Source organism: Citrobacter sp. CK189, assembly GCF_030333505.1.
In the GTDB taxonomy this organism is placed as follows: Bacteria; Pseudomonadota; Gammaproteobacteria; order Enterobacterales; family Enterobacteriaceae; genus Citrobacter_B; species Citrobacter_B koseri.
The window spans coordinates 497,511-509,057 of sequence record NZ_JAOWFV010000038.1 but is presented as its reverse complement, the minus strand read 5'-3'; the positions used below and the strand labels follow the sequence as shown (position 1 = coordinate 509,057).

Here is an 11,547-nt window from a genome sequence, read left to right as displayed (position 1 = left end):
TGAGCGGCTTGCAGATTGACATTATTTTTGCTGTGGCTTATTTTCAGGAGTGAGGGTTAGGGAGGGTTTCCCCTCCCCCTGGTGTCTTAGTAAGTCTGAAAGCTAATCACTAAGAGTATCACCAGTATGATGACGCACTTCATCATAACCCTTTCCTTATTTTAGCCCCTTCCTCGGGAGGGGCTTTCCCGTTCCAGCGTCCTGCTGAAAGCTGTGGCTTACCTCCTTTTTTTGCCGTGCCGCCACTCTAACGTAAGAGTAAATATCCGTGTTTTTCATGGGTGATTGTTGCGTAACGCCTCGCAAAGGCCGACGTCATTCAGACGAATCCAGACAGTGTTTCATAATTCCTCCATTTTTCTCCCGTTATGGATGACTAAACTAGTATCATTCCGCGAAACGTTTCAGGATGAGAAACTTATAACGATGAAAGGCAGTAAAAAATCCCGCTGGGTGATAGCAATCGTGGTCGTTGTGGCGGCCATTGCCGTGTACGAGTTCTGGCATAGTCGCAGCGAAACCCAGGGGAATGCGCCGGGCGCTAACGAACATGCGCAACGTCAGGCTGGCGCAGGACGTCGCGGCATGCGTTCCGGCCCGCTGGCGCCGGTTCAGGCGGCTACCGCAACGGAACAAGCCGTACCACGCTATCTGACCGGGCTGGGCACGATCGCTGCCGCCAATACCGTCACGGTACGCAGCCGCGTGGATGGTCAACTGATGGCGCTGCACTTCCAGGAAGGACAACAGGTCAAAGCGGGCGATCTGCTGGCGGAAATCGATCCCAGCCAGTTTAAAGTCGCCTTAGCGCAAGCGCAGGGGCAGCTCGCGAAAGACAAAGCCACGCTGGCGAATGCCCGTCGCGATTTAGCACGCTATCAACAGCTGGTGAAAACCAACCTTGTCTCCCGCCAGGAGCTGGACGCGCAACAGGCGCTGGTCAGCGAAACAGAAGGCACCATTAAGGCCGATGAAGCCAGCGTCGCCAGCGCGCAGTTGCAGCTTGACTGGAGCCGCATCACCGCACCGGTAGAGGGTCGCGTGGGGTTAAAACAGGTGGATGTCGGTAATCAAATTTCCAGCGGCGATACCACAGGCATTGTCGTTATCACCCAGACGCACCCAATCGATCTGATTTTTACCTTGCCGGAAAGCGATATCGCCACCGTCGTACAGGCGCAAAAAACGGGCAAAACATTGACCGTTGAAGCCTGGGATCGCACTAACTCACAGAAATTAAGCGACGGCGTACTGCTCAGCCTGGACAACCAAATCGACGCCACGACCGGCACCATCAAAATCAAAGCCCGTTTTAACAACCAGGATGACGCGCTGTTCCCTAACCAGTTTGTTAACGCCCGCATGCTGGTCGACACGCAGCAAAACGCGGTGGTGATACCGACAGCGGCCGTGCAAATGGGTAACGAAGGCCACTTTGTCTGGGTGCTAAACGATGAGAACAAAGTCAGCAAGCATCTGGTTAAACCGGGTATTCAGGACAGTCAGAAAGTGGTAATCAGTGCCGGGCTGTCGGCAGGCGATCGCGTCGTGACGGACGGGATCGATCGTCTGACGGATGGGGCTAAAGTCGAAGTGGTGGAAGCGCAAGCGCCTGCGGCGAAAGAAGATAAAGCCACGAATCGGGAATACGGTAAGAAAGGAGTGCGCTCCTGATGCAGGTGTTACCTCCGAGCAGCACAGGCGGCCCGTCGCGCCTGTTTATTATGCGCCCTGTCGCGACCACGCTGCTGATGGTGGCGATTTTACTCGCCGGGATTATCGGTTACCGCTTCCTGCCCGTCGCCGCATTGCCGGAGGTGGACTACCCCACCATTCAGGTGGTAACGCTCTACCCCGGCGCCAGCCCGGATGTGATGACCTCCGCCGTCACCGCGCCGCTTGAACGCCAGTTCGGGCAAATGTCCGGCCTGAAACAGATGTCGTCACAAAGTTCCGGCGGCGCATCGGTTGTGACGTTGCAGTTCCAGCTGACTCTGCCGCTGGATGTCGCCGAGCAGGAAGTACAGGCCGCCATTAACGCGGCCACAAACCTGCTGCCGAGCGATCTGCCTAACCCGCCGGTATACAGCAAAGTTAACCCGGCAGATCCACCGATCATGACGCTGGCCGTCACCTCAACCGCCATGCCCATGACGCAGGTGGAAGATATGGTGGAAACCCGGGTGGCGCAGAAAATTTCCCAGGTTTCCGGCGTAGGGCTGGTCACGCTGTCCGGCGGCCAACGCCCGGCCGTGCGTGTGAAGCTGAATGCGCAGGCGATTGCCGCGCTGGGGCTTACCAGCGAAACGGTTCGCGCCGCCATCACCAGCGCTAACGTCAACTCGGCGAAAGGGAGCCTTGATGGCCCAACTCGCGCGGTCACGCTCTCTGCTAACGATCAGATGCAGTCTGTAGATGAGTATCGCCAGTTAATCATCGCCTGGCAGAACGGCGCGCCGGTACGTCTGGGCGATGTGGCAACGGTCGAACAAGGCGCGGAAAACAGCTGGCTCGGCGCGTGGGCCAATAAAGAACAGGCCATTGTGATGAATGTGCAGCGCCAGCCCGGCGCCAACATTATCTCCACGGCGGACAGCATTCGTCAGATGCTGCCGCAGCTTACGGAAAGCCTGCCGAAATCGGTCAATGTCACCGTGCTGTCGGATCGCACCACCAACATTCGCGCTTCCGTTACCGACACCCAGTTCGAACTGATGCTGGCGATTGCGCTGGTGGTGATGATCATCTACCTGTTCCTGCGTAATGTCCCCGCCACAATCATTCCGGGCGTCGCCGTGCCGTTATCGCTGATCGGCACTTTTGCGGTAATGGTCTTTCTCGATTTCTCGATCAATAACCTGACGCTAATGGCGCTGACCATCGCCACCGGCTTCGTCGTGGACGACGCGATTGTGGTGATTGAGAACATTTCGCGTTACATCGAGAAAGGGGAAAAACCGCTGGCGGCGGCGCTCAAAGGCGCTGGCGAAATCGGTTTTACCATTATTTCATTAACCTTCTCGCTGATTGCGGTACTGATCCCGCTGTTATTCATGGGCGATATCGTCGGGCGTTTGTTCCGCGAATTTGCGGTCACGCTGGCGGTAGCGATCCTGATCTCCGCCGTCGTGTCGCTGACCCTGACGCCCATGATGTGCGCCCGGATGCTCAGCCAGGCGTCGCTGCGCAAGCAAAACCGCTTCTCCCGCGCGGCGGAAAAAATGTTTGATCGCGTCATTGAGAAATACGGTCAGTGGCTGGCAAAAGTGCTCAACCATCCGTGGCTGACGCTGAGCGTGGCGCTCGGCACCCTGCTTCTCAGCATCATGCTGTGGGTCTTTATCCCGAAAGGGTTCTTCCCGGTGCAGGATAACGGCATTATTCAGGGCACATTGCAGGCTCCGCAATCCAGCTCGTTCGCCAGTATGGCCCAGCGCCAGCGCCAGGTGTCTGATGTGATTTTAAAAGACCCGGCGGTAGAAAGTCTGACCGCCTTTGTCGGCGTTGATGGCACCAACCCGGCGCTGAACAGCGCGCGTCTGCAAATTAACCTTAAACCGCTGAATGAACGTGACGATCGGGTGCAAAAAGTCATCGCCCGCCTGCAACACGCCGTGGCGAAAGTGCCCGGTGTCGATCTCTACCTCCAGCCAACGCAGGATCTCACCATTGATACTCAGGTGAGCCGCACGCAGTACCAGTTTACGCTACAGGCCACCTCACTGGACGCGCTCAGCACCTGGGTGCCGCAGCTGATGGAAAAACTCCAGCAGCTTCCGCAGCTTTCTGACGTCAGCAGCGACTGGCAGGACAAAGGTCTGGTGGCGTATGTGAACGTTGACCGCGACAGCGCCAGCCGTCTTGGCATCAGCATGGCGGATGTCGATAACGCCCTGTATAACGCCTTTGGCCAGCGCCTGATTTCGACCATCTACACCCAGGCGAATCAATATCGCGTCGTGCTGGAACATAACACCGACACCACGCCGGGGCTGGCGGCAATGGACACCATCCGTCTGACCAGCAGCGACGGCGGGATTGTGCCGCTTAGCGCCATCGCCAAAATCGAGCAGCGTTTCGCGCCGCTTTCCATTAATCACCTGGATCAGTTCCCGGTAACGACCTTCTCGTTTAACGTGCCGGATAATTATTCGCTCGGCGATGCGGTACAGGCCATTCTGGACACGGAGAAAACGGTCAACCTGCCAGTCGATATCACCACCCAGTTCCAGGGCAGCACGCAGGCCTTCCAGGCCGCGCTCGGCAGCACCGTCTGGCTGATCGTGGCGGCAGTGGTGGCGATGTATATCGTGCTTGGCGTGCTGTACGAAAGCTTTATCCACCCAATCACGATCCTCTCCACCCTGCCGACGGCGGGCGTCGGGGCGCTGCTGGCGCTCATGATTGCCGGTAGTGAACTGGACGTGATTGCCATCATCGGGATCATTTTGTTGATCGGTATTGTGAAGAAGAACGCCATCATGATGATCGACTTCGCCCTGGCCGCCGAGCGCGAGCAGGGAATGGCGCCGCGTGATGCGATTTTCCAGGCCTGTCTGCTGCGTTTTCGCCCGATTCTGATGACCACGCTGGCGGCGCTGTTAGGCGCGCTGCCATTGATGTTAAGTACCGGCACAGGCGCGGAATTACGCCGCCCGTTAGGGATTGGCATGGTAGGCGGCCTGCTGGTCAGCCAGGTCTTAACCCTGTTCACCACGCCCGTCATCTATCTGCTGTTTGACCGCCTGTCGCTGTATGTGAAAAGCCGCTTCCCCCGCCAGGAAGAGGAGGCGTAAATGAAATTTTTCGCCCTTTTCATTTACCGCCCGGTGGCGACCATTTTAATCTCCATCGCCATTACGCTCTGCGGCGTGCTGGGTTTCCGGTTATTGCCGGTCGCCCCGCTGCCGCAGGTGGATTTTCCGGTCATTATGGTGAGCGCATCGCTTCCGGGCGCTTCGCCGGAAACCATGGCGTCGTCGGTCGCCACGCCGCTGGAGCGTTCGCTCGGACGCATCGCGGGAGTCAGTGAGATGACCTCCAGCAGCTCGCTGGGTAGCACGCGAATTATTCTTCAGTTTAACTTTGACCGCGATATCAACGGCGCGGCGCGTGACGTGCAGGCGGCAATTAATGCCGCACAGAGTCTGCTGCCCAGCGGAATGCCCAGCCGCCCGACCTACCGTAAAGCCAACCCGTCCGACGCGCCGATTATGATTCTGACGCTCACATCGGACACCTGGTCGCAGGGAGAGCTGTATGACTTCGCCTCAACGCAGCTGGCGCAGACAATCGCGCAGATTGACGGCGTCGGCGATGTGGATGTCGGCGGCAGTTCGCTGCCCGCCGTACGCGTGGGGCTTAACCCGCAGGCGTTGTTTAATCAGGGCGTATCGCTGGATGACGTGCGCAGCGCCATCAGCAATGCCAACGTGCGTAAGCCACAGGGCGCGATCGACGACAAGACTCATCGCTGGCAGATTCAGACAAATGATGAACTGAAAACGGCGACGGAATACCAGCCGTTGATTATCCACTACAACAACGGCGCCGCCGTGCGTCTGGGCGATGTCGCCACGGTAACTGACTCGGTACAGGATGTGCGTAACGCCGGGATGACCAACGCCAAACCGGCGATTTTGCTGATGATTCGCAAGCTGCCGGAAGCCAATATCATCCAGACGGTAGACAGCATTCGCGAGAAGCTCCCGGAATTACAAACGCTGATTCCCGCCTCAATTGACCTGCAAATCGCTCAGGATCGTTCCCCGACGATTCGCGCCTCGCTGGAGGAAGTGGAGCAGACGCTGGTTATTTCCGTCGCGCTGGTCATTCTGGTGGTCTTTTTATTCCTGCGCTCCGGGCGCGCAACGTTGATTCCTGCCGTTGCAGTTCCCGTGTCGCTGATTGGCACCTTCGCCGCAATGTACCTGTGCGGTTTTAGCCTGAACAACCTGTCGCTGATGGCGCTGACTATCGCCACCGGTTTTGTCGTCGATGACGCCATTGTGGTGCTGGAAAATATCTCCCGCCATCTTGAAGCCGGCATGAAGCCCTTGCAGGCGGCGCTTCAGGGAACGCGCGAAGTTGGCTTTACGGTGCTCTCCATGAGCCTCTCCCTGGTGGCGGTATTCCTGCCGCTCTTGCTGATGGGGGGATTGCCCGGAAGATTATTACGCGAGTTTGCCGTCACCCTTTCGGTGGCGATCGGCATCTCGCTGCTCGTCTCGCTCACGCTAACCCCCATGATGTGCGGCTGGATGCTGAAGTCCAGCAAGCCTCGCGAGCAGACGCGAAGCCGCGGCTTTGGCCGTCTGCTGACTGGCCTGCAACAGGGGTACGGCACATCGCTGAAATGGGTGCTAAACCATACGCGGCTGGTGGGCGTCGTCTTGTTGGGCACCATTGCGCTGAATATCTGGCTCTATATTTCCATCCCCAAAACCTTCTTCCCCGAACAGGATACGGGCGTACTGATGGGCGGCATTCAGGCTGACCAAAGTATTTCGTTTCAGGCGATGCGCGGCAAACTTCAGGACTTTATGAAGATCATTCGCGACGATCCGGCGGTCGACAACGTGACCGGCTTCACCGGCGGTTCGCGGGTCAACAGCGGGATGATGTTTATTACGCTGAAATCACGCGGCGAGCGCCATGAAACGGCGCAGCAGGTTATCGACCGGCTGCGGGTCGCACTGGCAAAAGAGCCGGGCGCAAACCTGTTTCTGATGGCGGTACAGGATATCCGCGTCGGCGGGCGGCAGGCTAACGCCAGCTACCAGTATGCCCTGCTGTCTGATGATTTAAGCGCGCTGCGAGAATGGGAGCCGAAAATCCGTAAGGCGCTGGCGGCGCTCCCCCAACTGGCGGACGTTAACTCCGATCAGCAAGATAACGGCGCGGAGATGAACCTGATTTACGACCGCGAAACCATGTCCAGGCTGGGGATCGACGTGCAGGCCGCCAACAGTCTGCTGAATAATGCCTTCGGTCAACGGCAAATTTCCACCATCTATCAGCCGATGAACCAGTATAAGGTTGTGATGGAGGTTGACCCACGCTATACCCAGGACATCAGCGCGCTGGAGAAGATGTTCGTCATTAACAGCGACGGGAAGGCGATTCCGCTCTCTTATTTTGCAAAATGGCAGCCCGCCAATGCACCGCTGTCAGTGAATCACCAGGGGTTGTCCGCCGCCTCGACTATCGCGTTTAACCTGCCTACGGGCACGTCGCTGTCCGAAGCGACGGAAGCCATCAACCGGGCGATGACACAGCTTGGCGTACCGTCAACGGTGCGCGGCAGTTTCGCCGGAACGGCACAGGTTTTCCAGGAGACGATGAATTCGCAGGTGATTCTGATCCTGGCGGCGATCGCGACGGTCTATATTGTGTTGGGGATATTGTATGAAAGTTATGTTCATCCGCTGACCATCCTCTCTACCCTCCCCTCCGCAGGCGTGGGGGCGCTACTGGCGCTGGAGCTGTTCAATGCCCCGTTCAGCCTAATCGCGCTCATCGGGATCATGCTATTAATTGGCATTGTGAAGAAAAACGCCATCATGATGGTCGATTTTGCGCTTGAGGCGCAGAGAAACGGCAACCTGACGCCGGAACAGGCGATTTTCCAGGCCTGCCTGCTGCGTTTTCGCCCAATCATGATGACCACGCTGGCGGCGCTGTTTGGCGCGCTGCCGCTGGTTATCTCCGGGGGCGATGGTTCAGAGTTACGTCAACCATTAGGGATTACGATCGTGGGCGGACTGGTGATGAGCCAGCTGCTGACGCTCTATACCACCCCGGTGGTCTATCTCTTTTTCGACCGTCTGCGGCTGCGTTTTTCACGTAATAATAGCCAACCGGAATCCATAACAGAGCCATGACAGAACTTCCTGACAGCACACGCTGGCAACTCTGGATTGTGGCATTCGGCTTTTTTATGCAATCGCTGGATACCACAATCGTCAACACCGCGCTTCCCTCTATGGCGCTCAGTCTGGGGGAAAGCCCGCTGCATATGCACATGGTCGTGGTTTCCTATGTACTGACCGTGGCGGTAATGCTGCCTGCCAGCGGCTGGCTGGCGGATAAAGTCGGCGTGCGTAATATCTTCTTTACCGCCATTGTGCTGTTTACGTTGGGATCGCTATTTTGCGCCTGGTCCAGCACGCTGAATGAACTGGTGCTGGCGCGCGTTTTACAGGGCGTGGGCGGCGCCATGATGGTGCCGGTCGGCAGACTGACGGTCATGAAGATCGTTCCGCGCGAACAATATATGGCGGCGATGACCTTCGTCACGCTGCCCGGTCAGGTCGGGCCGCTGCTCGGCCCGGCGCTGGGCGGTATTCTGGTCGAGTACGCCTCCTGGCACTGGATTTTCCTGATTAACATTCCGGTCGGCATTGTCGGGGCGATTGCGACGCTCATGCTGATGCCGAATTACACCATGCAAACCCGGCGCTTCGATCTTTCAGGGTTCCTCCTGCTGGCCGTCGGCATGGCGGTACTGACGCTGGCGCTGGACGGCAGCAAAGGCACAGGGCTCTCGCCTCTCTCACTGGGCGCACTGGTGTTGTGCGGCATCCTGGCGATTGCGCTCTACCTGAAACACGCCAAAAACAATCCGCGCGCGCTGTTTAGTCTGGCGCTGTTTCGCACCCACACCTTCTCGCTGGGCCTGTCTGGTAGCTTCGCCGGGCGCGTCGGGAGCGGCATGCTGCCCTTCATGACGCCGGTCTTTTTGCAGATTGGTCTGGGGTTCTCGCCGTTTCATGCCGGGTTGATGATGATCCCGATGGTACTCGGCAGCATGGGAATGAAACGTATCGTCGTACAGGTGGTAAACCGCTTTGGCTATCGTCGCGTACTGGTCTCCACCACCCTCGGCCTGTCGCTGGTCAGCCTGCTGTTTATGAGCGTCGCGATGCTTGGCTGGTATTACGCCCTGCCCTTTGTGCTGTTCCTGCAAGGCATGGTCAACTCCACCCGTTTTTCATCCATGAACACCTTAACGCTCAAAGATCTGCCCGATGAACTCGCCAGCAGCGGCAACAGCTTGCTGTCCATGATCATGCAACTGTCGATGAGTATTGGCGTGACCATCGCCGGGCTGCTGCTGGGCATGTTTGGTCAACAACATATCGCGGCCGACAGCGGCGCGAGCCACACGGTGTTTATGTATACCTGGCTGTGCATGGCCCTGATTATCGCGCTGCCCGCACTCATCTTCGCCCGGGTGCCGAACGACACGCATAAAAACGCCGTCATTTCACGACGCAAAAGGAGCACGCAATGAAGTTCTGGCGGCCCGGTATTACCGGCAAATTGTTTCTGGCGATTTTCGCCACCTGCATTGTCTTGCTGATCAGCATGCACTGGGCCGTACGCATCAGCTTTGAGCGTGGGTTTATCGACTACATCAAACATGGCAACGAACAGCGGTTGCAGATGCTCGGCGACGCGCTGGGCGAGCAGTATTCGCTGCACGGCAACTGGCGTTTTTTACGCAATAACGATCGCTTCGTTTTCCAGATCCTGCGCTCTTTTGAGCATGACAACGACGATAACAAACCCGGCCCCGGGATGCCGCCTCATGGCTGGCGAACCCAATTTTGGGTCGTCGATCAACACGCCAATGTGCTGGTCGGCCCGCGAGCGCCAGTCCCGCGTGACGGCACCCGCCGGGCTATTCACGTAAACGGTGTGGAGGTTGGCGCGGTGATTGCCTCTCCCGTTGAGCGACTGACGCGCAATACCGATATTAATTTTGATAAGCAACAGCGCCGTACAAGTTGGCTGATCGTGGCGTTGTCGACTCTGCTGGCGGCGCTGGCAACGTTTCCGCTGGCGCGCGGGTTGCTGGCGCCCGTTAAGCGGCTGGTGGAAGGCACGCACAAACTGGCCGCAGGCGACTTCACGACGCGCGTAACGCCGACCAGCGCGGATGAACTGGGTAAACTGGCGCAGGATTTTAACCAGCTCGCCAGCACGCTGGAAAAAAATCAGCAAATGCGCCGCGATTTTATGGCGGATATCTCCCACGAACTGCGCACGCCGCTGGCGGTATTGCGCGGTGAGCTGGAGGCTATCCAGGACGGAGTCCGCCAGTTTACGCCCGAATCGGTGGCCTCGCTCCAGGCTGAAGTCGGCACGCTCACCAAGCTGGTTGACGATCTGCATCAGCTTTCTATGTCCGATGAAGGCGCGCTGGCGTACCAGAAAACATCGGTGGACCTGATTCCCCTGCTGGAGGTGGCGGGCGGCGCGTTTCGCGAGCGCTTCGCCAGCCGTGGGCTGACGTTACACTTTTCCCTTCCTGACAGCGTAATGGTATTCGGCGATCCGGATCGTCTGATGCAGTTATTCAATAATCTGCTGGAAAATAGTCTGCGCTACACCGACAGCGGCGGCAGCCTGCACATTTCCGCCGAGCAGCGCGACAACATGCTGCTGTTAACGTTCGCCGATTCCGCGCCCGGCGTTCGCGATGAGCAGTTACAAAAACTGTTTGAACGTTTCTACCGCACGGAAGGCTCCCGCAACCGCGCCAGCGGCGGGTCCGGTCTGGGACTGGCGATTTGCGACAATATCGTACAAGCGCATAATGGTCGTATTCGGGCGTCCCATTCGCCTTTTGGCGGGCTTAGCATTACAGTAGAGTTACCGCTGGAACGCGATTTACAGAGAGATGTATGACTGAGTTACCCATTGATGAAAACACGCCACGTATTTTAATCGTGGAAGATGAACCCAAGCTGGGACAACTGCTGATCGACTATCTGCGCGCCGCAAGCTATGCCCCCACGCTAATCAGTCATGGCGATCAGGTATTGCAGTATGTGCATCAAACACCGCCAGACCTGATCCTGCTGGACTTAATGTTGCCAGGTACGGACGGCCTGACGCTGTGCCGGGAAATTCGCCGTTTTTCTGACGTACCCATTGTGATGGTCACGGCAAAGATTGAAGAGATCGACCGCCTGCTTGGGCTGGAGATTGGCGCCGATGATTACATCTGTAAACCTTACAGCCCCCGTGAGGTGGTCGCCCGCGTGAAAACGATTTTGCGCCGCTGCAAGCCGCAGCGTGAGCTGCAACAGCTGGACGCGCAAAGCCCGCTGATTGTCGATGAAGGCCGTTTTCAGGCATCCTGGCGCGGCAAGATGCTCGACCTGACCCCCGCAGAGTTTCGCCTGTTGAAAACGCTGTCTCACGAGCCGGGGAAAGTCTTCTCCCGCGAGCAGCTGCTTAATCATCTCTACGATGATTATCGCGTGGTGACGGACCGCACCATTGACAGCCACATCAAAAACCTGCGCCGCAAGCTGGAATCGCTGGACGCCGAACAGTCGTTCATCCGTGCGGTATACGGCGTCGGGTATCGCTGGGAAGCGGATACCTGCCGGATTGCATAAGTCACGCCTGCAATAGCCGGATGACGCTCCGCTGATCCGGCCGACAAATAAGAGCGTTGTCGGCCAGAGAAGGCGCTACGCCGCCATCCGGCGTTTTTCTTTACCTGCCTCCCCCACAGCGCTACAATGCCCG

Annotated in this window: 7 protein-coding genes; 6 read left to right on the top strand and 1 reads right to left on the bottom strand. The window is 57.7% G+C overall.

Annotation, left to right across the window (positions count from 1 at the left end):
- Positions 1-86 precede the first annotated feature (86 nt).
- Positions 87-146 (bottom strand): type I toxin-antitoxin system Ibs family toxin, encoded by a 60-nt coding sequence (locus tag OGV83_RS12305; protein ID WP_075203763.1) that lies wholly within the window; start codon positions 144-146, stop codon positions 87-89.
- Between the two features lie 280 nt (positions 147-426).
- Here OGV83_RS12305 and OGV83_RS12300 point away from each other — a divergent pair, with 280 nt between their 5' ends.
- From OGV83_RS12300 to baeR, 6 genes are read left to right on the top strand one after another with little or no spacing between them, the layout of a single operon-like run.
- Positions 427-1,674, top strand: coding sequence for an MdtA/MuxA family multidrug efflux RND transporter periplasmic adaptor subunit (locus OGV83_RS12300; protein WP_248623356.1), 1,248 nt, complete (start codon positions 427-429; stop codon positions 1,672-1,674).
- Positions 1,674-4,796, top strand: coding sequence for a multidrug efflux RND transporter permease subunit MdtB (mdtB, locus tag OGV83_RS12295; RefSeq protein WP_248623355.1), 3,123 nt, complete (start codon positions 1,674-1,676; stop codon positions 4,794-4,796). The genes OGV83_RS12300 and mdtB overlap by 1 nt, the downstream gene beginning before the upstream one ends.
- Positions 4,797-7,883: a multidrug efflux RND transporter permease subunit MdtC gene (gene mdtC, locus OGV83_RS12290; RefSeq protein ID WP_200029104.1), complete on the top strand. Its 3,087-nt coding sequence runs from the start codon at positions 4,797-4,799 to the stop codon at positions 7,881-7,883.
- Positions 7,880-9,295, top strand: a complete 1,416-nt coding sequence (locus OGV83_RS12285) for an MFS transporter (RefSeq protein WP_115181415.1) — start codon at positions 7,880-7,882, stop codon at positions 9,293-9,295. The genes mdtC and OGV83_RS12285 overlap by 4 nt, the downstream gene beginning before the upstream one ends.
- On the top strand, positions 9,292-10,695 hold the full coding sequence (baeS, locus tag OGV83_RS12280) for an envelope stress sensor histidine kinase BaeS (protein WP_047462573.1): 1,404 nt from the start codon (positions 9,292-9,294) through the stop codon (positions 10,693-10,695). The genes OGV83_RS12285 and baeS overlap by 4 nt, the downstream gene beginning before the upstream one ends.
- Entirely contained in the window at positions 10,692-11,414 is a 723-nt protein-coding gene (baeR, locus tag OGV83_RS12275) for an envelope stress response regulator BaeR (protein ID WP_012131679.1), read from the top strand. Before baeS ends, baeR begins: the two co-directional genes overlap by 4 nt.
- The last annotated feature ends 133 nt before the right edge of the window (positions 11,415-11,547 follow it).